The following is a 23,716-nucleotide window of genomic DNA, read 5'->3' on the forward strand; positions in this document are numbered from 1 at the left end:
CCCCGTCGTATCCCCGCCCCCCAGGACGGCGGCCTCCCGCGCCGCCAACAGGGCCTGCACTCCCCGCCCGGGATTCCAAAGGGGTTTGCCCCTTTGGCCGCCGGAGGCTTCCCCCCGTCATTCCCCGTTCCATCGCTATCCCTTCCCGGCGAGCGCCTTGAGCGCCGCGCCGGGGTCGCCGCCTTGCATGAGCGACGTGCCCACGAGCACGGCGTCGTACCCGGCCTGGATCATGCGCTCCACGTCGTCGCGCGCGGCGATCCCGCTGGCCGCGATCCAGATCTGGCCTTCCAGCTTGAGCCTGCTCAGGCGTTCGGCCACGGCGAGGTCGGTGGTCAGCTTGTCCAGGTCGCGGTTGTTGACCTGGATGATCTCGGGGTCCAGGTCCTGGACCTTGTCCAGGTCGGCCTCGTCGAAGACCTCCACCACGGCGGCCAGGTCGAAGGCCATGGCCAGGCCCAGCATCTCGCGCAGCTCGTCCTTGTCGCACATGCGCGCGATCAAAAGCAGGGCCGAGGCGGGCGTGGAGGCGGTCTCGATCACCTGCACGGGGTGCAGGATGAAGTCCTTGCGCAGAAGCGGCAGGCCAGCAGCGGACATGCGCGCGAGAAACTCCAGGCTGCCCTTGAACCAGGCCTCCTCGGTGAGCACGGAGATGGCGACGGCGCCCGCGTCGGCGTAGGCCTTGGCGACCTCCTCGGGGGTGGAGTTCAAGTTGATCTCGCCGCGCGAGGGCGAGGCGCGCTTGTACTCGGCGATCACCGCGCCCGGGGCGTTCTCCCAGAGCGCGCGCACGAAGTCGGGGCGTTCGCCCTCGAAGGGCGGGGGCATGCGGCCCTCGTCCTCGAGCTTCACCAGCCGTTCGATCTCTGCGGCCTTGGCCTGGCGGAATTTCTCAAGCATTGATGCGTCCGCTCCAGAAGCTCGCGGCGGCGCCCGCCGTGACGGCGGCGCGGGCTTTTTCCACTCCCTGCTTGAGCGTCAGGCCGTCCTCCAGCAGGTGCAGGCACGCTCCGAGGTTCAAGGCCAGCATGTCCTTCATGGCCTCGGGGCCGTGTCCCTCCAGGAGTTCCAGGAGCACCTGCACGGCTTCGTCCCTGCTGGCCACGGCCACCTCGGAGAGCTTGTGGCGCGGGATGCCCACGGTCTGCGGGTCCAGGGTCTCGCGGCGGGTCCAGCCGTCGCGTATCCAGACCACCTCGGCCGGTCCGAAGGGCGAGAGCTCGTCGAAGCCGCCCGCGCCGTGCACCACGGCGGCGCGCTTCACGCCGGTCAGGGCCAGGGCCTCGGCGATCAGCGGCACGAACCCGGCAGTGGGCACGCCGAGCAGCTGGTGCGTGGGGCGGGCGGGGTTAAGGAGCGGCCCCATGAGGTTGAAGAGCGTGCGCGCGCCGAGCTCCTTGCGGATGGGCATGATGCGTTTGAAGGCCGGGTGGAAGTTGGGCGCGAAGAGGAAGGCGAAGTTGTCCTTGTCCAGTTGGGCGGGCACTGCCTCGGGCTCCACGGTGAGGCCAAGGCCCAGGGACTCGATGATGTCCGCCGAGCCGCACGTGGAGGACACGGAGCGGTTGCCGTGCTTGACCACCTTGTGCCCCAGCGCCGCCAGGTACAGCGCCACGGCGGTGGAGCAGTTGAAGGAGCAGGTGTTGTCCCCGCCCGTGCCGCAGGTGTCGATGCGGTCCGTGGTGAGGCCGGGCACCAGGCGGGCTTCCTCCAGGGCGGCGCGCACGCCGCAGGCGATCTCCAGGCCGGTTTCGCCCTTGGTCTTGAGGCCCATGAGGAACGCGCCCACGCAGGAGGCGGGCATCTCGCCCTTGTACATGGCGCGGAAGGAGGAGAGCGCTTCCTCTTCGCTCAGGTTCTTGCCTATGGCCAGATGTTCGAGAACTTCCATGTCGCTTCACTCCGCTTGGGATTGGAAAATCTGTTGTTGTCAGCCGTCGCCCGCGAGGGGGCGGCGACCTGCCCGTAATGTCCGCCTCAGCCGCGCGCGTCCGGGCAGTTGAACAGCGTGGACCTGTTCACGCGGTCGGCCAGCCCCTGGCCCTCGATGATGGAGAGCGAAAGCTCGAACTGCCAGGCCTCCGAGAGCGGCGAGACGTAGATGCTCTCGATGACGTGCGCGGGCTCCACGCGCAGATGCAGGCCGCTTTCGTCCAGGAGCCTCGGGGCCTTGTCCCCCCCGTCGCTCACGCAGATGAGCCGGAACTCCTTCTCGTGCTCGAAGGGCCTGCGCTTGAGCAGGGCGAAGTCGAGCATGTCGGTGATCTCGGCGTCGTCCTGGTCGAAGTCGCGGTAGAGCACCTTGCCCGCCGTGAGGTCGTAGGGCGAGAGCTCGGCCAGGAGCGCGCCCACGGTGGTCTGCACGGCGATGGAGTGCCCGCTGCCCCCGAAGAGCTTCCACATGGCCTCGGACTCGTGCTCGCTTATGTGCCAGGAGTTGACGAAAACCCGGGCGCGCTCGCTGTGCACGTACTGCTCGTGGCGGCGCATGAGGCTTTTTTTCGCCTCGGAAGCGCCCGCGTCCCTGGCCGCGGCGGCCAGCCCGGCGGGCATCAGGCACTCGTAGGGGTCGCGCAGCCGGTCCACGCGGCGAAAATACAGGCGCTTGAGAAGAAGGAAATCCAGAAACTTCTCGAACGTCAGGTACTTCCAGAGCGTGATCTCGCCGGCCTGCTGGCCCTGGTCCCGAAGGTTTCGCACTGCAAGGGGCATGGCGCGCCTCCTAGACGATCCTGTCCGGGAAGTTTTTGAGCATCCGCATGCCTTCGGGCGTGAGCACGCTCTCGGGGTGGAACTGCACGCCGACCCAGGGCCTGTCCTTCCAGCGCAGGCCCATGACCTCGTTTTCGTCGGTCCAGGCCGTGATCTCGAGCTTTTCCGGTGCCTTGTGCGCCAGGACCAGAAGCGAGTGGTAGCGGCAGACCTCCATGGGGTTGGAGACGCCCTCGAAGAGCCCGGTCTCGCGGTGGGTCACCTGGCTGGTCTTGCCGTGCATGATCCTGTCCGCCACCACCACGGGCGCGCCCGCGAAGCAGCCCAGGATCTGGTGGCCCAGGCACACGCCCAGAAGCGGCGTCTTTTTCGGCAGGCGCGCGAGGAAATCCAGGCAGAGCCCGGCGTTCTCGGGCCTGCTGGGGCCGGGGGAGATGCAGCAGAGCTCCACCTTGCCCGATTCGGCCAGCTCCAGCACGTCCGGGTCGTCGTTCTTCTTCACCACCGGGTTAAGCCCCAGCTGCTGGAAGTACTGCACCAGGTTGAAGGTGAAGGAGTCGAAATTATCTATGAGCAAAAACATCGCCTTCCTCCTCTCCTGCCAGCACTTCGGCGAGAACGCGGGCCTTGTTGTTCACTTCCTGCCATTCCTTGGCCGGGTCCGAGTCGTAGACGAGCCCGGCCCCGGTCTGCCACTGCACCATGCCGTCGCGGAACCACATGGAGCGGATGAGGATGCCCGTGTCCAGGTCCACCCGGCCCTTGTCCAGGCCCAGCCAGCCGATGGCCCCGGCGTAGGGGCCGCGCGGGATGGTCTCGGTCTCGGCGATGATCTCCATGGCGCGCACCTTGGGCGCGCCGGACACCGTGCCCGCCGGGAACACCGAGCCGATCACGTCCAGGGCGTCCAGGCCGTCCTTCAGCTTCGCCGTGACGTAGGAGGTCAGGTGCAAGACGTGCGAGAACTTCTCCACCTGCATGAACTTCTCCACGCGCACGCTTCCCGGGCTCGCGATGCGGCCCAGGTCGTTTCGGCCCAGGTCCACGAGCATCACGTGCTCGGCGCGCTCCTTGGGGTCGGCCAGGAGGTCCTGGGCGAGCATCTCGTCGTGGGCCTCGTCGCGCCCGCGCGGGCGGGTGCCCGCGATGGGCGCGGTGGTCAGCGAGCCGTTCACGCAGCGTACCAGAAACTCCGGGGAGGAGCCCACCAGGGTCACGCGCGGCAGGCGCACGAAGAACATGTACGGCGAGGGGTTCACCTGCCTGAGCCTGCGGTACACCGCGAAGGGGTCGCCGGAGAAGGGCGCGTGGAAGCGGTTGGAGAGCACCACCTGGATGCACTCGCCCTGGCGGATCAGCTCCTTGGCCTTGCGCACGCCCTCCATGAAGGCCTGCTCGCCGGGTTGGTGCAGCACGCCGCCCATCTCGGGCTTGTCCATGGTGCGCAGCACGGCCTGGCCGTCGAGCTTGGGGCGCATGCCCCCGCCGAGCGAGAGCAGGCAGCAGCGGTGGCGCAGGTGGTCGAAGAGCACCACGTGCCCGGGCAGGCAGAGCGTGACCTCCATGTCCTTTTCCGGAATGACCTTCCTGAGCTTCGGCTCGAAAAGCGCGGCCGAGGCGTAGCCGAAGTAGCCGTAGAGGCCGCGCGTGATGGCGGGCAGGTCCTCGAACCCCTCGGGCGGGGTCACGGTGATGCGCGCCATGAGCTCGCGCACGCCTTCGAGGAAGGGCTTGCCGTTCAAGTCCTCCAGGGGCTTCAGGCGGTCGTCGCGCGTGGTCAGGGCCAGCGCGCCGTCCTGGCAGGAGGCGGTCAGGCGGAAGTCCCAGGCCAGGATCGAATACCGGCCCAGGCGTCCGTCCACCTCGGCGGACTCGAAGAGTATGCCCGGCCTGTCGCCCACCAGGCCCAGGTACAGGCTGATGGGCGTCTGCACGTCGGCGGGCAGCCACTTGGCTTCCTGCATCAGTTCGATCATGGCGTGTCCTTTTCGTCGTAATCGTTTAACGGGCAAACTTCTTGATCATCGCGGGGCCTGCCGGGGGAAGCCTCCGGCGGCCAAAGGGGCGAGCCCCTCTGGAATCCCTATCCCTTTCGCGTGGCGTTCTCGCCGGGCCACCATCGCCTGGCCTGTTCCACCAAAAGCTCCAGGTCGCCTCCGGCGGCCACGTTGAGGTGGTTGCGGTAGGAGCGCACGGCCTCCAGGCTGTACGGGTTGGCCTCGTAAAGGAGCCTGAAGAGCTCGGCGTCCTCCAAAAGGAGCTTCCTGGCGGCCTCCAGCCTGCGCTTGAACGAGGGCGTCAGGTAGCGCTCGAACTCCTCGCGCCCGGCGTGCGATGCCAGGTAGGCCACGGTGGACACGAAGTTGAGCCCCTGCACGTAGGCCATGGCCCTGTCGTGCTCGGCCGCGTCCGCGTGGAAGGGCGCGAAGCGAAGGCGCGCGAGCAACTCCTCGACCATCCGGCAGGCTTCTTCCCCGCGCCCGGGGCAGACCGCAACCCGCAAGGGCTCCCCTTCGGGCGGGATCGGCCCGAAGAGCGGGTGCGTGCCCACCACGGGGCCGGCGTGGGCTTCGAGCATCTCCTCCAGGGGGCGCACCTTCACGGAGCAGATGTCCGCCACGATGCAGCCCTCCGGAAGATGCGGCGCGAGTTCGCCCAGCACCGGCGTCACGGCCTGGGCGGGCACGCACACCAGCAGCAGGTCCGAGGCAGGCAGGGCCCGCGCGGCCGCCTCGCGCATCCCGGGGGAGTCGAAGGGCTGGTCCAGCTCGAAGCAGTCGAGCCCGGCCTCCCGGCAGCGCGTAACGAAAAGCCGCCCCATCCTGCCCGTGGCCCCGGCCACGGTGACGGCCCCTATGACCGTGGAGGCGTTCACCGCGTGAGCCTCCACTGGTCCCAGAACCCGGGGAAGCTCTTGGCCACGCACCCGGGCTTGTCCAGGCGAACGTCCACCCCGGCGAGCTCGAAGAGCGACATGCTCATGGCCATGCGGTGGTCGCCGTAGGTGCAGAAATCCACGGCCGCGCCCGGGACGATGGGGCCCGGCGTCACGGTCAGGCCGTCGGCGAAGGTTTCCACGGCCGCCCCGGCCTTGCGCAGCTCAGCCGCGCAGGCGCTCAAACGGTCCGACTCCTTGATGCGCAGGTGAGCCACGTTGCGGATGGTGGTCTCTCCCGAGGCCTGGGCCGCCACGGCGCAGACCGTGGGCACCAGGTCCGGGCAGTGGCCCATGTCCACGTCCACGCCGCGAAGCCCGCCCTCGGGCCTCGTCACGGTGACGCCCCCGGCGTCGTCCCAGGAGACGGCCGCGCCCATGGCCGCGAGGATGTCAAGGATCGCCCGGTCGCCCTGGAGCGAATCCCGCCGCAGCCCGGAGAGGCGCACGGGGCGCGGCCCCACGGCCCCGGCCGCCAGGAAGTAGGACGCGTTGGACCAGTCGCCCTCCACGGTGTAGGCGCGGCTGCGGTATGCGCCGGGCTGGACCGTGAAGCGGATCCCGCCCGGGACCACGGCCGCGACCTGCGCGTGGTCCTTGGCCGCCCAGGCCCCGTCCTCCAGGACCTCCACGGTCACGTCCACGCCGAAGTCGGCCATGGCCGAGAGCGTGAGCGACACGTAGGGCCAGGACACGGCCTTCCGGCCGCTCACGACGACTGTCGTGGGCTTTGCGGCCAGGGGCGAGGCCAGCAGGATGCCCGAGAGGTACTGGCTGGATTCCTCCAGCGGGACGCTCACCTCGCCGCCGGGCAGGCCCGAAGTCTCGATGACGAAGGGCGGGTAGCCGGGCTGGCCCTGCCAGGCGAAGCGCGGCCCGAGCGGGGCGAGCGCGCCCGTGAGCTGGCCGATGGGCCGCTCGTGCATGCGGCCCTCGCCGTGGACGCGGAAGCGCCCGGTCCCGGCGGCCAGCACGGCCGTGAGCAGGCGGCAGGTGGTGCCGGACTCGCCCACGTTGCAGTCCGCCGGGGTCTCCAGGCCGCCGCGCGGCCCGCCGCTAAGGCCCGTGATCTCCCAGCCGCGAGCGCCCATGCGGAAGGAGGCCCCGCAGGCCGTGAGGCAGCGGCGGGTGCGGATCAGGTCGTCCGATTCCAGGGCGTCCACCACCAGCGACTCGCCCTCGGCCAGGGCCGCGCAGATGAAGGCCCGGTGCGAGACCGACTTCGACGACGGAGCCTTGATTTCTATGGGAGCGGCCATGGTCATCCCCTTTCCACCACGGCCGAGCCCGAGACGTCCAGGTAGGGGCCTGCCGGGTAGCTGCCCAGGATGCGCAGGGAGTGCAGCTCGTTTCGAAGCTCGCCGAGCATCCTGGAGAACTCCTCGCGGCCCAGGTCGCATTGCAGATCCGCGAAGAAGACGTACTTCCACTTCTCGCCGCGCAGGGGGCGCGACTCCAGCTTGGTCAGGTTGATGCCCTCGCCCGCGAGCCTGCCGAGCACCGCCGAGAGCGCGCCCGGCTTGTCCGGCAGGGTGAAGAGGACGGAGGTCTTGTCGCGGTTTCCGGCCTTGGTCTCGCTGGGGCCGATGACGAGAAAGCGCGTCCAGTTGTCGGGCAGGTCCTCGATGCGGCTGGCCAGGACGTTCAGGCCGAGCATCTCCGAGAGCTTCACGTGCCCGATGGCGGCGGCCTTGGGGTTGTAGATCACCCGGCGCGCGGCGGCCGAGGTGGAGTCCGTGGGCACGATGCGCGCCATGGGCAGGTGCGCCTTGAGCCAGCCCCCGCACTGGGCCAGGGGCTGCGGGTGGGAGTAGACCTCCTCGATGCGCGAGATGTCCGTGCCCTTGGAGAGCAGGGAGTGGCTGATCTTGCAGTAGAGCTCGGCCTGGATGAACACCTCGTGGCGCAAGAAGAGGTCCAGGCTCTGGCCCACCGTGCCCTGGAGAGAGTTCTCCAGGGGGACCACGCCGAGCTCGGCGTCGCGCAGGCTCACGGCCTCGAACACGCCGTCGATGGTGGTCTTGGGGTCGAAGTCCGCGCTCTTGCCCAGGTAGGACACGGCCGCGAAGTAGGAGAACGTGCCCTCGGGCCCGAGGTAGGCGATCTTCTGCGTGCGCTGGAGCCTGCGCGAACTCGACATGATCTCGCGGTAGATGGCCCGCAGGTGCTCGTCCGGCAGGGGGCCGGGGTTCACGCGGGAGAGGGCCTCGAGCACCTCTTTTTCGCGGAAGGGCTTGAACACGGGCTCGTCGCTGCCCGCCTTGAGCCTGCCCACCTCCATGGAGAGCCCTGCCCGGCGGTTCAGAAGCGCCAGGATGTCGCGGTCCACGGAGTCGATGGCCTCGCGGACCCCGTCCAGGGGCATGTCGCGCGCGGGGTCGTCTTGCTTGGAGGACATACGCCTAGCCTTCCTTGATCTCTTCGCACACGCGCATGCCGAAGTGCCGCCCGGCCTGGTCCGCGCGGCAGAGCACCTCGTCGCCGGGCTTCAGGCTGACCACGCTCACGGGCTCGCCGCCGGGGCGGGTCAGGCGGATGGTCTCGGCGTTCTGCAGGAACACCGCGCCCTCCACGTCGCCGAGCTTGGCCGTGACCAGGAGCATGGGCCGCACTTCCACCTTCACGCGCCCGATGGTGGCCAGGCTGGTGGCCCCGTCCGCGCCCACCACGAGCACCTCGTCGCCCGAGGCCAGCTCTTCGAGGTAGTTGGTGCGGTCCCCGGGCATCACCGCGTAGGCGTGCACGGCCCCGGCGTTGACCCTGAAGGGCCGCGCGGCCACGTAGGGGTTGGATTCGGTCTCGGCGTGCACCAGGAAGGTGAAGGCGCTCGAATTGCCCACCAGCATGCCCTGGCCTTTTTTCAGCATGCTCATGGTGTCCACGCAGACGCGGTGGCCGAGCCCGGCGGCCTTGATGGAGGTGACCACGGCGGTCTGAAGCGCCACGCAGCCCTGGGAGAGCTTCACGTCCGCCACGATCCTCTTGAGGTCCCCGGCGGCCTGGGGCAGCACCACGATCACGTCCACGCCGCGTTCCAGTATCCCGGCGGCCAGCCGGGCCTGGTCGAGGCTTCCGGCCTCCACGCCCAGGCCTTCGGCCTGGGCCAGGATGTTCTCCACGGGGATGATCTCCCAGCCCTGCCCCAGCACCGTCCTGCGCCCTGCCTTGAGCGCGGCGACGGCGGTCTCCTCGTCGGCCTTGGAGGAAAGCTCCACCCGGACCACGTCGTCGGGCGTGAAAACCTCCACGCGGCCCAGGGCGGCCACGTCGGCGGCGTGGGCCGGGTCGGTGATCACGGCGTCCACGCCGGACTCCAGGGCCAGGGTCACGAGCTTCTTGTCGAAGGGAATCGCCTTGAACCAGACCTGTTTCACTGTGTCCACCCTAGTCCTTCAGAAGTTCCATGGCCTGCTCCACCTCCCAGTTGAGGTGCACCACGCCGTGCAGGGCCTGAACCAGCCTGGAGGGCTGCGCGAACTGGAAGATGTTGCGCCCGATGGAGAGGCCCGCGCCGCCCGCCTGCACGGAGTCGTGGGCCATGGCGATCAGATCGCGCACGTTGGAGAGCTTGGGGCCGCCCGCGATGACCACCGGGATGCAGCAGGCGTCGCAGACCCTGGCGAAGCTTTCCACGTCGCCCGTGTAGGGCACCTTGACCACGTCCGCGCCGAGCTCCAGGCCCACGCGGGCGCAGTGGGCCACCACGTCCGGGTCGTACTCGTTCTTCACCTTGGGGCCGCGCGCATAGACCATGGCCAGCACCGGGACTCCCCACTCGGCGGCCGAGGAGGTGATGCGGCCGAAGTCCTCCAGCATGTGGCGCTCGGTCTCGTCGCCCAGGTTGATGTGCAGGGACACGCCGTCAGCCCCGAGCTTCAGGGCGTCCTCCACGGTGCCCACCAGGGTCTTGGCGTTGGGGAAGGGGGAGATGGTGGTGGAGGCGGAGAGATGGATGATCAGGCCCACGTCGCGGCCGCGCTTGCGGTGGGAGCAGCGCACCAGGCCCTTGTGCATGAGCACCGCGTTGGCCCCGCCCTCGGCCACCTGGTTGATGGTCTCGCGCATGTCGATGAGGCCGTCGATGGGGCCCACGGTGACGCCGTGGTCCATGGGCACGATGATGGTGCGGTTGTTGTTGCGGTTGAAGATGCGTTCGAGGCGGACGGCTTTTCCGATGAGCATGTCTTTTCCCTCCGGTTTGCCCGGGGGGCCGCCGGGTGTCATGATCCGGCGGAGCCTCGGGTAAACGAAAGGGCCGCCGGCTTATCGCCAGCGGCCCTCGGTGTGGTTTCGGTCAACTTGTCTGGTTTACCGTGCACCTCTCCCGATACCGCTGGCGCGGCTAAACCAAAAATAGGACCAAAAAAAGATGCCAGCGGTGAAGTTGGGAGACTGCATGGGCAAGAGGACTACGCCCCCCGTCGCGGGACTGTCAAGGGTGAATTTCCGAAAAGTGGAATTTTCAGGCCCTCGCTTCCTTGGGGTGCCTGTCCATGCCCCTGGCCGCGAACACCGCGCACAAAAGGAAGGCCATGGCCCCGGCCGTGGCCCCGGCCGCGAGGAAGCCCGTCTCGCCGCCGTGCACCACGGCGGCCGCGCCGATGATCGGGCCCAGGAAGTTGCCCATTTGCACGAACATGTTCATCAGGTTTGTGTTCACGGCCTGGAAGCGCTTCTCCGAGATGGAGAACATGAGCGAGTTGAGCACCGGGGACCCGAGCCCCATGCCGGCCCCCAGCACCAAGGCGGCGGCGTAGGCCTGGACCGGGCCGTGGGCCGTGGCCGTGAGCACGCACCCGGCGGAACTCAGGCCGAAGGCCAGCATGATGAGCCCGGTCTTGCGCACCCGGTCGAAGAGCCCCATGGCCACCAGCCGGATGGCCATGATGCAGAGCATCTGGAGGGTGAAGAACGTGCCCACGTCGGCCACGGGCCTGTGCAAAAAGAAGCTCTTGGCCAGGAAGAAAACCGCGCTGAACATGATGAGGTAAAGCATGTTCATGCCTAAAAGCAGGGCCACGGGAGCTTTGGCCGCGTTGGCCAGCATGGTCCTGAAGTTCACGGCTTTCTCCCGCCCCGCGCCCTCGGCGGCCTGGGCCGCGCGGCTCATGCGCCTGCCCTTGGTGAGCAGAAGCGCCAGGGCGGGCACGAGGAAGAGCGACATGAGCATGTAGCCCCGGGCGGTCCGGGCCGGGTCGCCCGTGAAGTGGTCGAAGGCCGCCGGGACCACGCAGAAGGGCAGGAGTCCGGCCAGGGAGTAGAACCCGAAGGCCCTGCCCGACACGCCCGGCGGGATGATGCGCACGAAGAGCGTGGTGGCCGCGGACAAGAGCAGCGAGACGGCCACGCCGTTGCCCAGGCGCAGGAGCAGGAACTCCCACGGCGAGCGCGCCCACAGGTAGCCCAGGCCGCACAGGATGAGCAGGCCCGCGCCGCAGCAGGCCAGCGGGATCGAGCGCCGCACGGTCATGAGCGGGCTGAGCGCCAGGTAGGAGGCGATGGTGGCCAGCGAGGAGCTGCCGATGAGGAAGCCCCGCCACTGCGGCCCCACCCCCGAGCCCGCCAGGAACACGTCCAGGCTGTAGAACACGGTGGTGTTGCAGTAGGTGAGGAAGAGCACCAGGCACAAGGTGAGGAAGTCCACGGTCACCAGGCGGGCCGGGTTCTGCTGCGAGGTCATTGCGCGACACTCCCCCGGCCGGACAGGCCGTGGACGGCGAAGCCGGACAGGGCCTGGGCCATGGCCTCCACGTCGCCCGGCGAGTAGCGGTCCCTGCCGCTCCACCTGAGGAAGGCGTTGCGGCCGCGCGAGAGCGCGCTGATCATGGCGAAGAGCCCGTAGCTTACGGTCTTGGCCGCGAGCGAACCAGGCGGAAGCCCCCCGGCCAGGGCCACGGCCCTGGCGTAGGCCTCGATCACGGGCAGGATGATGCGCGAGTAGATGCTCTCGAAGGCCTCGCTCGGGGCCAGGAGCTCGCGCTGGATGAGCAGGCTCATCCACAGGGAGCGCTCGGTTCCCAGCACGGTCCGGGCGAGGCGCGTGACCATCTCCCGCAGGGCCTCGGCCGCCTGCTCGCGGTCCGCCCCTTCGGGCAGTTCCCGGGCCGGGACCAGGCTCTCGCGGTAGAGCTCGGCGAAGTGGGCGGCCACGTCCTCGACGACGGCGGCGTAGAGCCCGGCCTTGCCCCCGAAGTGGAAGCTGATGGCGGCCGCGTTCACGCCCCCGGCCACGGCCAGCTCGCGGGTGCTCACGCCCTCGAAGCCCTTCAGGGCGAAAAGCCGCGCCCCTTCGGCGATGAGCTTTTCGCGCGTGAGCCTGCCGCGCTCCATGCGCCTGTCCGGTCTTTCGTTCACCGTGTCTTCCTCCTGCTGCGTTGCCGGAGAGGGGAAGTAGCCACGCCTTGAAACTTAGTCAACCGATTGATTGAAAATATGCGATGGAGAAACCCGGGAAGTTGTGCCGGGCCCGGCTGCCCGTCACTTTCCCGGGGCGGTCACGGGGAAGTCGAAGTAGGTGTCCGGGTAGGGCTCGCCCGCCAGGGTGAAGTGCCACCACTCGTACTCGTAGGGCTTGAACCCGTGGCGGACCATGGCCTCGCGCAGGAGCATGCGGTTCTCGCGGGCCTCGCCCGTGATCCTGGGCGAGAGCGAGTGCGAGAGCTCGTCCATGCAGTCGAAGCCCGTGCCCATGTCCAGGCTGCCGTCGTCGAAGCGCTGGCCGTGGGGGGCTGTGCAGGGCTTGAGAGGCTGGCCCGGCGCGTAGGGCTCGCCAGGCACGGCGGGCAGGCTCACGACGGTCACGTCCACGGTGGAGCCGCGCGAGTGGCCGGAGCGCTTGGCCACGTAGCCGAGCTCGAAGAAGTCCTTCTTGTCCACGTTGGGGTAGAACTCGGCCTTGGCGGCCTGGTCGGACGCGGCCCTGCTCCATTTGACGAAATCGTCCACGGCGCGGGCCGGGCGGTAGCAGTCGTAGACCTTGAGCGCGAGGCGCTTCGGGGCCAGTTCGTCGTTCACGGCCTTGAGGGCCTCGGCGGCCTGGACGGTGAGCACGCACTCGGCGGCCTCGTAGCCGGTGACGGGGCGGCCCAGGAAGTTGTGCGGCCCGAAGTAGCGGATGTCCTGGACGATGTCCGGGGCCACTTGGCGCAGGTGGACGAAGCCCTCGGGCGGGACGGCGTCCCGGGCCGCGTGGGCGGAGGACAGGATGATCAGGACGAGGGCGGCGAGGATCTTCAGGCGCATGGACTCCTCCCGTGATGCGGCCCCTTCGGGCCTTGGGCGCGGCTCAGGCGATGATGCCGAACTTGCGCATCTCCTCGATGAGCACGTCGGGTTCCACGGGCTTGGTCAGGTAGCTCATGGCCCCGCCCTGGAAGAAGGCGCGGTTGACGTTGCGCGCGTCGTCCATGGCTGAGATCATGAGCACCGGGGCCTGGGTTTCCTGCTTGACCCCAAGCTCGCGTTCCAGGCCCCTGAGCTTCTGCAGGGTCTGGTGGCCGTCCATGCCGGGCATGCGCACGTCCACCAGCACCGCGTCGAAGGGACGGCTTTCGGCCATGGCCTGGGAGAACGCCTCCAGGCCCTCTTCACCGGACGCCGCGGCGACTGTTTCGCCGTACGGCGCGAGGACTTCCTCGAAATAAAACCGGGTAACCGGATCGTCGTCGATTATAAGCGCTCGCATGAAATCTCCGGCCGGACTTGTACCCCCCCGGGAAAGGGGTGTCAAAACCGGCCCGGGCGGGGCCAAGGCCCCTTGAGGCGGGCCGCGTGCCGCGCCGTTGCGGGCTTTCCCGGAAAACCACCAGTGCCGGGCAGGGCGCGCCGTTCATGAAATCATGTTCATGATTGCCCCGGGGCTACTCGAAGGGGTTGGAGGGCTCCTTCTTGGGCTGGGCGTTCAGAAAGCCCACGGACCTGGCGTTTTTCGCCGCGCTCACCGGAGCGCTGGCGAGCCCGCAGAACCCGGCGGCCTCGGGGCCGTCCTCCTCGCCTTCCCAGCGCCACATCATGCACTGCCCGCCCTGGCAGAAGCGCAGCTTGCCCTCCGGGGTGGTCAGAAGCGGGCAGAAGCGGAACTTGGCGTCCTTTTCGGTGGTCATCATGCGTTCTCCATGGCGGTAAACTTGATCACGAGCAGCGTCACGTCGTCCTCGGCGGGCAGCCCGTCCCTGAAGGCCTCAAGGTCGGCGAACAGCGCGTCCAGGATGCCCTGGGCGGAAAGCCCCGCGTTCCGGCGCACGGCTTCGCGCACGCGCGCCTTGCCGAACATCCCGCTGTCCGGCCTGCGGGCCTCCCATATCCCGTCCGAGCCGATCAGCAGCACGTCTCCAGGCGAGGGCCAGGACGCGCGGGTCTCCTCGAAGCGCTTGTCCTCCAGCACGCCCAGGGGGATGCCCGGGCCGGTGTACTCCTCGAAGCGGCCCTCCCCGGCGCGGTAGAGGATGGCCGGGTCGTGCCCGGCGCGCACGTAGGCCAGGGTGCGCGACGCCTGGTCGAACTCCAGGTAGAAGAGCGTCATGAAGCGCCCCGAGCCCACGGTGTCCATGGCCAGGAAGCGGTTGGCCTCCGTGACCGCCTGGGCCGGGGTGCCCGGCCCGAGCGCGCTCACGCGCAAAAAGGCCCTGGCCGTGGCCATGAGCAGCGCCGCCTGGAGGCCGTGGCCGGACACGTCGCCCACCATGGCGGCCACGCGGCCGGGTTCGCCGCGCGCCCCCGCGATCACGTCGAAGGAGTCGCCTCCCGCTTCCTCGCAGGAGACGCTGGCCCCGGCCATGTCCAGCCCGGGGACCTCCGGGAGTTCGGCGGGCAGGAGGCTGCGGTGCACCTCCTGGGCCAGCTCCACGGCCTGCTTGAGGCGCGTGCGCTCCTCGAGTTCGGGGACCATCTCGTTGAAGGCCCGGCCGAGCTCCGTGATCTCGCGCCCGCCCGAGGGCGCGACGCGCGCCCCGAAATCCCCGCCGGCGAGCCTGCGCCAGGCCCCGGCCAGTTCGGATATGGGCCGGGTGACCGAGCGCGACATGCGCCAGGCCACGGCCGTGACCACCAGCAGGGCGCAGGTGAACAGCACGAGGGTGTGCGCCATCTGGTTGCGGGTGCTCTCCAGGATGAAGGCGGTCATCAGGTCCGCGTCCGCGGCCACGTCGGTCTTGGGCGCGGCCAGGATCAGCGCGACGCCCTTGACGCCCGCCGGGGCGTAGGCCCAGATGAAATCCTTGGAGCCCAGTTCGGCCTGGCGGACCTCGCTTACGCCCTTGGACAGGTCGGAGAGGATGGTTTCCATCTCGGCCGGGTCGTCCGGGGTGAGCCAGGTGGGCTCCGAGAGCCCGAGCATGCCCATGCGTTTGCCGTGGGTCTGCTCCATGGAGCTTTCGGACGGGTCGGTGCGGCCGATGACGCGCAGCCCCTTGGTGGGCGCGTCGGGGTGGTCGTAGACCACCAGGTAGGTGCGCAGGCGCTGGGAGAGGCTCGAGGTGTGCACGGCGCTCATGCCGCCGATGGACAGCGGGGCCATCACGGCCGTGACGCCCGCCAACGCGCCCGAGGCGTCGCGCACCGGCATGGAGAGGGTCACGCCGATGCGCCGGGTGGCCGGGTCGATCACCGGGGCGGTCCACACGGGGCCGTTCTCGCTCACGGCCAGCTTGTACCACGCGGCTTCGCGGCCGTCGAAGCGCCTGGGCAGCTTCATGTCCCGCGAGGCCCGCGTGCGCCCGTCCGCGAACACCGTGATCTGCGCCGGCACGTCGTGCTCGGGCAGGCGCGCGCCCGCCAGGTAGGCCTCCGCGATGCGCGCGTCCTGGTCCGGGGCCGGGGCGGCCAGGGCCTTTTCCACCAGCACGGCCTGGAGCCTGAGCGTCTGTTCCAGCAGCAGGCCCTCGCGCCGCCAGAGCTCGGCGTGGTCCTCCACCATGATGAGCATCTGGGCCTTGGCCTTGGCCACCAGGGTGTGCTGGGTGCGCTTGATCAGGTCCTGGGTGAGCTGCTTGACGGCGAAGTGGCCGTTGACGCGCAGGAAAAGCACCGGAAGCACTGACAGGGCCAGAAGCAGCAGGAACATCCTGGCCCGGACGCTCACGGCTCCATCTCCAGGTATTCCGACAGGATGACCTTCATGCCGAAGCCCGGGAAGTTCACCCGGCACTTGCCCTCGCCCAGGTGCGCCACCACCTTGCCCCGGCCGAAGATGCGGTGGCGGCAGAAGCCCGAGGAGCTTCCGGCCGGGGGATCGGCCTTGGACGCGAACGGCGAGGGCGCGAGGTCCTCGTCGTGGCTCTGGGCGATGACGGCCCGGCCGCCCATGCGCTCGCCGTGGCCCCAGGAGGAGACGCCCGGGCGGGCGCCGGACGAGCTCAGGGCCTCGCGGGCGAAGGAGTTGCCGTTGCCGTTTCCGGCAGGGACCAGCGAGCCCGAGAAGGTCTCGCGCAGCTCGGTGTAGAGAGAACTTTCCAGCTCGCGCACGAAGAGGCTGGGCATGGCGGGCTGCGAGCCGCCTCCGGCCTTGTTGTACACCGTGCCGGGCACGAAGAGCGTCAGCTGGTCCTTGGCCCGGGTGCAGGCCACGTAGAGCAGGCGGCGCTCTTCCTCCAGGTCCTCGGGGCGGGCCAGGGCGTGGCGGGAGGGGAAACGGTCGTCCACCATGTCCAGGACGAGCACGGCTGGCCATTCGAGCCCCTTGGCCGAGTGCACGGTGGAGAGCACCACCGCGTCCTCGCGCACGCCCTTGCGCTCCTCCTCGGGGTTTTCCAGGGCCAGGTCCGCCAGGAAGGCCTCCAGGTGGGCGTAGGAGGCCGCGATCTGCGTGAGTTGCTCGAGCCCGGCCAGGCGGCGCGGGAAGTCCTCGGGGTGCATGCTGGTCAGCGCCGGGGTGTAGAAGGCCACGGCGCGCTCAAGAAGCTGCGCGGGTCCGCCCGGGTCCGCGCGCAGGTCCTCCAGGAAGGCGAACAGGGCCTCCAGGCCAGGGTTCCTGGAGCGCTGGGAGGCCAGCAGCTTCTGGTCGCCCTCGCGCACGGCCGTGGAGATCTTCAGGGCCGTCTTCTCGCCCACCTTGTCCACCAGCACGAGCACGCGCTTCCAGGCCACGACGTCGCGCGGGTTGTGCACCACGCGCAGGTAGGCCACCGCGTCCTTGACGTGCGCCGCCTCGGAGAAGCGCAGCCCGCCGTACTTCTGGAAGGCCACGTGCTCCTTGTTCAGGGCCAGCTCCAGCGAATAGGACTGGTAACCGGCGCGGAAGAGCACCGCGATCTCACAGGCCAGGTAGCGCTTCTTGAGCTCGCGGATGCGCTCCACGGCCAGGCGGGCCTGGGTCTGGTCGGAGTAGGCCTTGATGATCTCGGGCTTGGGGCCTTCCAGGCGCTCGGAGAAGAGCGTCTTGTCGAAGCGGTCCTTGGCGTGGCGCAGGATGGAGTTGGTCAGGTCCAGGATGGGCTGGGTGGAGCGGTAGTTCTGCTCCAGGCGGATGATGCGCGTGCCCTCGAAGATGCGCGGGAAGCTCAGGATGTTCTCCACGTTGGCTCCCCGGAAGGCGTAGATGGACTGGGCGTCGTCGCCCACGGCCATCACGTTGCCGGCCTGGCCCGCCAAAAGCTTCACCAGCCTGGCCTGCACCAGGTTGGTGTCCTGGTACTCGTCCACCATGACGTAGCGGTGGCGCGCGCGCAGGTTTTCCAGAAGCCCCGGGTGGGCGGTGAGCGCCCTTTCCAGGGTGAAGAGCATGTCGTCGTAGTCGAGCAGGCCGTGGTTTTCCTTGTAGATGCGGTACTCGTCGGCCAGGGCCTCCAGGGCGGCGGCGTGGGGCAGCAGCTGGTAGGCCTCGCGCGAGAGCACGTCGTGGACCGTGATCTCCTTGTTGCGCGACTTGCTCACCAGTTCCAGGATGAAGCCCTTCTTGGGAAAGCTCTTGTCGCCCTTGCCCACGCCAAGCTGGGCGATGACCTGGGCCATCACCTCCTCGGCGTCGCCCCTGTCCATGATGGTCAGCGCCCCGGGGTACCCGGCAGCCTGCGGGTTGCGGCGCAGGGTGGCGAAGGAGAACGAGTGGAACGTGCCGCCCTGCACCCCGCCCAGGGCCATGCCCAGGAGCTTCTCCGCGCGGTGGAGCATCTCGGCAGCGGCCTTGCGCGTAAACGTCAGAAGCAGGATCGAGGAGGGGTCCACGCCCAGGCTCACCAGCCTGGCCAGGCGGTGCACCAGGGTGCGCGTCTTGCCCGAGCCAGCGCCCGCGATGACCAGCACCGGGCCTTCGGTGGTCATCACCGCCTCCAACTGGGCGGGGTTCAGCTGGCTCTTGAAGTCGATGGGCATGGCCTTGGCCCTATGCCTTGAACCCGAAATGGGCAAAGAGTTCGCGCCCGGCCTCGCTGACCGTGGCCGGGGCCGACCCTTCCGAGTCGTAGAAGAAGGCGTCCCCGGCGGTGTGCACGCCGAAGCGGCCGTACATGCCGCACATGGAGAGCCGGTCGAACTTGCCCGTGAGCGAGATTCCCGGCACGGCCTCGCAGACCAGGTCCGGGGCCTTGGACACGAAGGGGCCGGAGTAGATCTCGTGGGCCTCGTGAACGCCCGCCATCACGCGCCTGCCCTGCCAGGAGAGCTCCAGGAGCGCGGCCTTGAGCTCCTGCTTCAGGTTCTCCCCGATGTACTGGTGGAACACGCCCCGGGCGAAGCGCTCCTTGACGTTCACATAGATGCGCCCCGGGTCCAGGGCGAAGGCCGCGGACTCGTGGGGCGCGATGGCCTTGCTGTCAAACTCGTTGGTCCCGCGCTGCCTGAGCTTCAGGATGCCCTGGGTCATGAGCCAGACGTTGAGGTCGAGCTCGGTGGAGCAGCCCGTGAAGCCGTGGTCCGCCAGCACGATCAGGCGCTTGGGGCCGGGCAGGGCCTCGAAGCGCTCCAGGAAGAGGCCGACCAGCCGGTCCCACTCGGCCATGAACTCCATGAACGCGCCGTGCAAGGCATGGTGCGGGTTGGACACGGCCGGGTAGAAGAAATGGAAGATGCGGTCGGTCTCGGTGAGCACGAGCATGAACAGGTCCCAGGAGAGGTCCGGCCAGAAGAGCTCCAGGGCCTTGGCCCGGGAGCGCAGCGTGGCGCGCGCCTGGGAGAGCAGGTAGTCCGGGTCCTTGGCCCCGCGCGTGGTGTCGGCCTCCAGCACGTAGCCCTCGCCCGCCAGGATGGAGGCCAGGAAGGGCGGGTGCACGGCCTTTTGCAGGTCGCTCGCCACGAAGCCGGCCACCATCATGCCGTTCATGGGCCTCGCCGGATAGGCTCCGGGAAGGTTGACCACCTTGGAGGACATGCCCGCCTCGCCCAGGCGCTCGAAGATGGTCGGGGCCTTGATGGCCGAGGAATCCACCAGCGAGAGGGAGTAGGTGGCCGGGTCCATGGCCGAGAAGCCGAAGACGCCGTGGCCGCCGGGGTTCTTGCCCGTGACGAAGGAGGCCCAGTTCACGGGGGAGAGCTCGGGCAGCTCGGCCCGGATGGCCCGGGCGTTCGGCGACAGGGCGATGGAGGCCAGGTTCGGGAGCTTGCCCGCCTGGCAGAGCGTGCGGGCCAGGCTCATGGGCAGGCCGTCCAGGCCCAGGACCGCCACGCGGTTTCGTTCGGTACGCATTGGAGCGTCATAGCAGGACAACGCCCGAGGGCCAAGCCCGCGCGAGCGGGGAACGAAGCTCACGCCACTTGTCTTCGGTCCGCTGACGGGTGCCAAGCTCGCTTCAGCGGGGAGCGTAGGGGCCGCGCGGACGATGCGCGCGGGAGAAGGACGAAGGGAGCGGCCCGGGCCGCGAACAAGGCCAACCCGCCGGGCACATTGACGCTTCCCCGGCCCGAGGCTAGAAGTGCGGACCCATCTTCAGGCCCGAGTGGTGGAATTGGTAGACACCAGGGACTTAAAATCCCTTGACTCGTGAGGGTCGTGCCGGTTCGAGTCCGGCCTCGGGCACCATAATTTCAACTAGTTAGACATCAAACAGGCCGACTTTCCAAGGCGGAAAATCGGCCTGTTTGACTTTTTGCTCCAATTTTGCTCCACCTGCATCCGAGAAGAGTGGAGCAAAACGGGAGCGAAAATGGCGACATTGCGCAAGCGCGGCCCCTTCCAGTGGGAGGCCAGAATCCGCAAGCGGGGCTACCCCACCACATGCAAGACCTTCGACACCAAGGCCGAGGCTGAAGCCTGGGCCAAGGACGTCGAGACCAACATGAACAGAAGCCTCTTCGTGTCCGCCAAGGAGGCCGAGCAGTACACGCTGAGCGAGTGCCTCGACCGCTACATCGAGGAGTACGTCCCGCGCCTGAAAAACCCCAAGCGGGAGATTGACCGCGCCCGATTCATCCAAAGGAGGCCCCTCGCCCATCGGATCATGGCCACCATCCGGGCCAAGGACATTGCCGACTTCCGGCGAGAGCGGGAGGCCGAGGGCGTGAGCGGTAACACCATCCGTCTGGATTTTGCCGTGCTCTCCAAGCTCTTCAACTACGCCCGCTCGGACTGGGGCATGGAAAGCCTGCAGAATCCCGTGTCTCTGGCCGCCAAGCCCAAGCCCGGCAAAGGCCGCGACCGACGCCTTGAAGACGGCGAGGAGGAGCGTTTGCTGGAAGCCGCGTCGCAACGCTTCAGGCCGGTCATCCAGTTCGCGCTGGAAACCGCCATGCGCCGGAAGGAGATCGCGGTGCTGGAATGGAAATACGTCAGCCTGGGAGGCCGCCATGTGGTCTTGCCAGAGACGAAGAACAACGAACCTCGCACGGTTCCGCTCGCCCCCACTGCGCTGGCCATCCTGCGCGAGCAACCGCGCAGCATCGATCAGAGATTGGTGTTCGGTCTCACTGAGCAACAGATCACGACCGCCATGAGGCTCGCCTGCAGGAAGGCGAAGCTCGAAGATCTCCGCTTCCATGACCTGCGCCACGAGGCCACCAGCCGATTCTTCGAGCACACTGACCTGGACGTCATGGAGATCAAGGCCATCACCGGGCACAAGACGCTTCAGATGCTGGCGCGGTATACACACCTGAGGACGGCGCGGTTGGCAGATAGGTTGGCGGGGATGAAGCGGGGGTGACGCGGGGGTGACGCGAAATGGTTTTATGGGTCCCCCCTCGGCGGGGCCCACCGTCATTGAGGCTGTTAGACCGATTTCTTGTTTCCCTACCTTTTCCTCCGTGCTCATCTTAGCCATAGTAGGGACGTAGTCGCCAACCGAAACCGAAGCCGTGATGCGTTTGATCCGCCGTGCCGAACTTCACGCCATCCTGCCACTGGCCGTCTTGGCCGGGGTGGTATTCCTTTCTTTCGTCGCTGGGACAATCCTGAAGGATACACCGATCCAGGTCATACTCTCGCCCCATGGAGGTGCGCATGACGACATCGAGAAGGCCGTCTTCGCGGCTGCTATTTACGGCAAGATAAAAGGGGCGGAGTTGCCCCCCTACGAACGTGGCGGCCTATCTCGCGTTACGTGAAGAGGCTCTGGATCTGATGACACTCACACCTGTCAACCTGCATTTTGAGGACTCCGGGGAATGGTACAGCCTCCCGGAGTGGGCCGAGTATTTTATCCGCGTGGGCAAACAACTCACGTTTGCAGACAATTCTACAAGTCGTATTGTAACCGCAATAGTTGTCCCGACAAGGGCTTACTGTGCGGCGTTTGTCAGTTTTGGGATGGTTGTCAGCGACGCAGCCACTCGTATCCCCTCTTCCGCAGTAACACATTTTGAAATGCTATTCGACCTTCCCCCTGGCACACCTGTCATTCTCAGGCAAGCCCATCGCAAGGTGCTAAGGGGGGTGTTGCAGAGCCCAGAGTATGATAGCGGCAAGCTCTATGTACGGGTGCAGGTTGAATCCCTGGACGCCAGGGCTTGCGGCGGGGGAACATACCTGATTGACGAGTCGCGGGCGCTCCAGGTGCAACCTGCCAAGCACTCCGGCAAGCTGCCCAAAAAACAGGGCGCAGAGAATAAACGATTCGCCAACAGCTTTGTGGACAGCATTCTGGGAGATGCCGATCCGGTAGAACTCGGCCTGCAGTCAAAGCTCGTTTGCGCCATTATCGGAAAGAAGAACATACTTGAACACGAAATCCGACAAACACCGCTCGCCATCCACGCCAATGGTGATTGCTTGGCCAAGGGCTGTTTACAGGATGTGCTGCGCGTAGATCGTCTCGTCAGCGGCGAGCAATCCTATCGCTCCGCCCTTGTACCTGTTGGATCGAATCCGCCATCTGGCGACATTGCTAGCAAGGTCGAGATGGGTGTCGTGTTCGACGGCGCGGCGGGCTTCCTTAAGTGGAGAGCCATGTGGCCAGAAAGGCACCAGGTAATCATCCTCGACCGCACGGAACATTACTTCGAGGACGCGATCAGCGCGATCAACTCCAGATACTCGCAGAATCGCGCCGATGTTGAGACTTCATTGCCCGCCAATAACGCCCCCCCTGGAGGCGAAGTCCTCGCCTTCCGGGAGGCTATCCCGTGAAACCAATTTCAATCAGCAACGCAACCAGCGTATACGAAACTGCTTCCAAATGTGAGATAATACGCCACTGGGTAGACCACGAGAGACTGGCCAATGTTTCGCGTTCGATCCGTTCACTGGTCCAGTCGCTTGGTTCAGAAGTTGAAGATGAATTCTGGCAGCAGGTACTCGGTCCAATCCGCCGCCTCGCGTTCACCCTTTGCTCGACACCGCTGCCGTTTAAACTCGTTGCCTCAGCCGTTTGCATTGATTGGGACAAGTTGATCAACAAGGTGCGGTTTTGTGAGCGACTGTACCCCGATTCGCACATTGCATTGGTAAACCTGGTGCAGAACCTGCAAAGTCTGAGTGCGGAAACAGATTCTCCCACCACTGCGCGGCTGGAATCGTTGCATGCCGCAAGCGGCAGCATGTCGGTTGTTCTCCGCAATCCCCGCATGAACCAGCCTGTGGCCGCCTACTTTACCCACAGTGCCACATTGCGGAATGCGAAGGTTGTCAGCGCTCGGCAGTTGCGAGAAGCGCATCTTTGTGACGTGCTTGTTGCGATCGGCCCGTGCGGATGGTTCCCCGACTACGTGTTCTCAGCGCCGCGTGCGGCACAAATTCATGTGGTGTCGTTTCGCTGGATACGCGACCAGTGGAAACCGGGGCCGGTGTTCCTCAATGGCGGGGGGGGGGAGGCAGACAAAAGCCGCAAACACTATGTCGGCGCATTGCCGCAGCTTCGAGACCAGAACGTCCTGCCCAACCAGAGCTTGCCCGATCTCCAGCCGATGGAATTGCTCCCGCCACTTCCTCCTTTCGGTAAAGCCGGATCGCGCCCCCCTGGCTGGCAACCCAGTGTCGACGACGAGACTCTACCGGCCAGACTCTGCCATCTGAGCGGTGGCCGTGCCGTCTTTGTGTCGGTCGATGAAGGTGCGTCCTCGCTCGTCATTGATTCGACAGAAACAGGCGATTCCATCGTCAGGCGTGTGGCCTCAGATGAACTGGAGCCGGAACTCTACTTACTTTTGAGAACATCTGGTGGAGGCGATTTCATCGCTCCGCTTGCTGACCATTTTCTCGGTGCACTGGCAACAGAACGCCGTTCACAGCAAGCCGCGTGGAAAGACCGCTTGATCTCCGCAGCTCAAGGGCGATTTGGCACACTGAGCCGTCGCGAACTTGCTACCCGCGTCGCGAGCAACCTGCGCTCGCAGAACCTATCCGAAGCCCGTGCTGCCAATGTCCATTACTGGATGTCCTCAAAGTGCATTCATCCGCGAAAGGAAGAGGATTTCGCCGCAATACTGGCATTCGCAGGCATGGCAGACAAAATACAAGAACTCTGGGAAGCGATGGGGGATATCGAACGGGCACACATAAGGGCAGGTCAGGCCATTCGGAAGATGTTGTTGAAGAGAATTGCAGCCTTGTCGCTGGAGCCGCTGGAACGAGACGGTGAGATGATCTTTGACCTCGGTGACCAGGATGGTGGGACGTTCTCGGCATTCCAGATCACGGGCATATCGAAAGAGGAATTTGAAATTCCTGCCGATCGCATCGGTGCTCTGCTGGATTTGGAGGAATAG

At 67.0% G+C, this 23,716-nt stretch carries 22 protein-coding genes and 1 tRNA gene; 5 read left to right on the forward strand and 18 right to left on the reverse strand.

The annotated features are described in order from the left end of the window. Positions 1-135: 135 nt before the first annotated feature. From ACZ5V4_RS13705 to ACZ5V4_RS13790, 18 genes are all read right to left on the reverse strand, one after another. The gene (locus ACZ5V4_RS13705; protein WP_464315424.1) at positions 136-903 is read right to left on the reverse strand and encodes an indole-3-glycerol-phosphate synthase; all 768 of its coding nucleotides are present in this window, start codon (positions 901-903) and stop codon (positions 136-138) included. Then, on the reverse strand, positions 896-1,894 hold the full coding sequence (gene trpD, locus ACZ5V4_RS13710; RefSeq protein WP_464315425.1) for an anthranilate phosphoribosyltransferase: 999 nt from the start codon (positions 1,892-1,894) through the stop codon (positions 896-898). Before trpD ends, ACZ5V4_RS13705 begins: the two co-directional genes overlap by 8 nt. An 86-nt stretch (positions 1,895-1,980) precedes the next feature. Then, complete coding sequence (locus tag ACZ5V4_RS13715) at positions 1,981-2,715, reverse strand: hypothetical protein (protein ID WP_464315426.1); 735 nt, start codon at positions 2,713-2,715, stop codon at positions 1,981-1,983. A gap of 10 nt (positions 2,716-2,725) precedes the next feature. Next, positions 2,726-3,298, reverse strand: coding sequence for an anthranilate synthase component II (locus ACZ5V4_RS13720; RefSeq protein WP_464315427.1), 573 nt, complete (start codon positions 3,296-3,298; stop codon positions 2,726-2,728). Beyond that, positions 3,279-4,691 (reverse strand): anthranilate synthase component I family protein, encoded by a 1,413-nt coding sequence (locus tag ACZ5V4_RS13725; RefSeq protein ID WP_464315428.1) that lies wholly within the window; start codon positions 4,689-4,691, stop codon positions 3,279-3,281. The genes ACZ5V4_RS13720 and ACZ5V4_RS13725 overlap by 20 nt, the downstream gene beginning before the upstream one ends. A 107-nt stretch (positions 4,692-4,798) precedes the next feature. Continuing rightward, positions 4,799-5,590 carry a prephenate dehydrogenase/arogenate dehydrogenase family protein gene (locus tag ACZ5V4_RS13730; RefSeq protein WP_464315429.1) on the reverse strand — a complete coding sequence of 264 codons (792 nt, stop codon included), beginning with the start codon at positions 5,588-5,590 and terminating at the stop codon, positions 4,799-4,801. Beyond that, a complete protein-coding gene (gene aroA, locus ACZ5V4_RS13735) occupies positions 5,587-6,909 on the reverse strand; it encodes a 3-phosphoshikimate 1-carboxyvinyltransferase (protein ID WP_464315430.1) in 1,323 nt (440 codons plus the stop codon). The genes ACZ5V4_RS13730 and aroA overlap by 4 nt, the downstream gene beginning before the upstream one ends. A 2-nt stretch (positions 6,910-6,911) precedes the next feature. Further along, positions 6,912-8,048: a prephenate dehydratase gene (gene pheA / locus ACZ5V4_RS13740; protein WP_464315431.1), complete on the reverse strand. Its 1,137-nt coding sequence runs from the start codon at positions 8,046-8,048 to the stop codon at positions 6,912-6,914. A 4-nt stretch (positions 8,049-8,052) separates the two neighbouring features. After that, complete coding sequence (locus ACZ5V4_RS13745; protein ID WP_464317834.1) at positions 8,053-9,024, reverse strand: 3-dehydroquinate synthase II family protein; 972 nt, start codon at positions 9,022-9,024, stop codon at positions 8,053-8,055. Positions 9,025-9,034: 10 nt separating this feature from the next. Continuing rightward, positions 9,035-9,832 carry a 2-amino-3,7-dideoxy-D-threo-hept-6-ulosonate synthase gene (locus ACZ5V4_RS13750; protein WP_464315432.1) on the reverse strand — a complete coding sequence of 266 codons (798 nt, stop codon included), beginning with the start codon at positions 9,830-9,832 and terminating at the stop codon, positions 9,035-9,037. 280 nt (positions 9,833-10,112) lie between these two features. Then, on the reverse strand, positions 10,113-11,330 hold the full coding sequence (locus ACZ5V4_RS13755) for an MFS transporter (RefSeq protein WP_464315433.1): 1,218 nt from the start codon (positions 11,328-11,330) through the stop codon (positions 10,113-10,115). Beyond that, positions 11,327-12,004 (reverse strand): CerR family C-terminal domain-containing protein, encoded by a 678-nt coding sequence (locus ACZ5V4_RS13760; protein WP_464315434.1) that lies wholly within the window; start codon positions 12,002-12,004, stop codon positions 11,327-11,329. The genes ACZ5V4_RS13755 and ACZ5V4_RS13760 overlap by 4 nt, the downstream gene beginning before the upstream one ends. Before the next feature lie 123 nt (positions 12,005-12,127). After that, positions 12,128-12,892 carry a M15 family metallopeptidase gene (locus tag ACZ5V4_RS13765; protein WP_464315435.1) on the reverse strand — a complete coding sequence of 255 codons (765 nt, stop codon included), beginning with the start codon at positions 12,890-12,892 and terminating at the stop codon, positions 12,128-12,130. Positions 12,893-12,935: 43 nt separating this feature from the next. Then, the gene (locus ACZ5V4_RS13770) at positions 12,936-13,334 is read right to left on the reverse strand and encodes a response regulator (protein ID WP_464315436.1); all 399 of its coding nucleotides are present in this window, start codon (positions 13,332-13,334) and stop codon (positions 12,936-12,938) included. A 175-nt stretch (positions 13,335-13,509) separates the two neighbouring features. Beyond that, on the reverse strand, positions 13,510-13,755 hold the full coding sequence (locus tag ACZ5V4_RS13775; protein WP_464315437.1) for a hypothetical protein: 246 nt from the start codon (positions 13,753-13,755) through the stop codon (positions 13,510-13,512). After that, positions 13,752-15,728 carry a SpoIIE family protein phosphatase gene (locus ACZ5V4_RS13780; protein ID WP_464315438.1) on the reverse strand — a complete coding sequence of 659 codons (1,977 nt, stop codon included), beginning with the start codon at positions 15,726-15,728 and terminating at the stop codon, positions 13,752-13,754. Before ACZ5V4_RS13780 ends, ACZ5V4_RS13775 begins: the two co-directional genes overlap by 4 nt. Continuing rightward, positions 15,725-17,956 carry an ATP-dependent helicase gene (locus ACZ5V4_RS13785; RefSeq protein ID WP_464315439.1) on the reverse strand — a complete coding sequence of 744 codons (2,232 nt, stop codon included), beginning with the start codon at positions 17,954-17,956 and terminating at the stop codon, positions 15,725-15,727. The genes ACZ5V4_RS13780 and ACZ5V4_RS13785 overlap by 4 nt, the downstream gene beginning before the upstream one ends. A 10-nt stretch (positions 17,957-17,966) precedes the next feature. Further along, positions 17,967-19,265, reverse strand: coding sequence for an alkaline phosphatase family protein (locus tag ACZ5V4_RS13790; protein ID WP_464315440.1), 1,299 nt, complete (start codon positions 19,263-19,265; stop codon positions 17,967-17,969). A 244-nt stretch (positions 19,266-19,509) separates the two neighbouring features. On the opposite strand from ACZ5V4_RS13790, the gene ACZ5V4_RS13795 reads away from it, so the two are divergent. From ACZ5V4_RS13795 to ACZ5V4_RS13815, 5 genes are all read left to right on the forward strand, one after another. Further along, positions 19,510-19,598, forward strand: a tRNA-Leu gene (locus tag ACZ5V4_RS13795). Positions 19,599-19,722: 124 nt separating this feature from the next. Next, positions 19,723-20,718, forward strand: a complete 996-nt coding sequence (locus ACZ5V4_RS13800) for a site-specific integrase (protein WP_464315441.1) — start codon at positions 19,723-19,725, stop codon at positions 20,716-20,718. Positions 20,719-20,872: 154 nt separating this feature from the next. Next, the gene (locus tag ACZ5V4_RS13805) at positions 20,873-21,118 is read left to right on the forward strand and encodes a hypothetical protein (RefSeq protein WP_464315442.1); all 246 of its coding nucleotides are present in this window, start codon (positions 20,873-20,875) and stop codon (positions 21,116-21,118) included. Further along, the gene (locus ACZ5V4_RS13810) at positions 21,093-22,139 is read left to right on the forward strand and encodes a hypothetical protein (protein ID WP_464315443.1); all 1,047 of its coding nucleotides are present in this window, start codon (positions 21,093-21,095) and stop codon (positions 22,137-22,139) included. The genes ACZ5V4_RS13805 and ACZ5V4_RS13810 overlap by 26 nt, the downstream gene beginning before the upstream one ends. Further along, complete coding sequence (locus ACZ5V4_RS13815; protein ID WP_464315444.1) at positions 22,136-23,716, forward strand: hypothetical protein; 1,581 nt, start codon at positions 22,136-22,138, stop codon at positions 23,714-23,716. Before ACZ5V4_RS13810 ends, ACZ5V4_RS13815 begins: the two co-directional genes overlap by 4 nt.

Source organism: Fundidesulfovibrio sp. YSD1 (assembly GCF_055397115.1).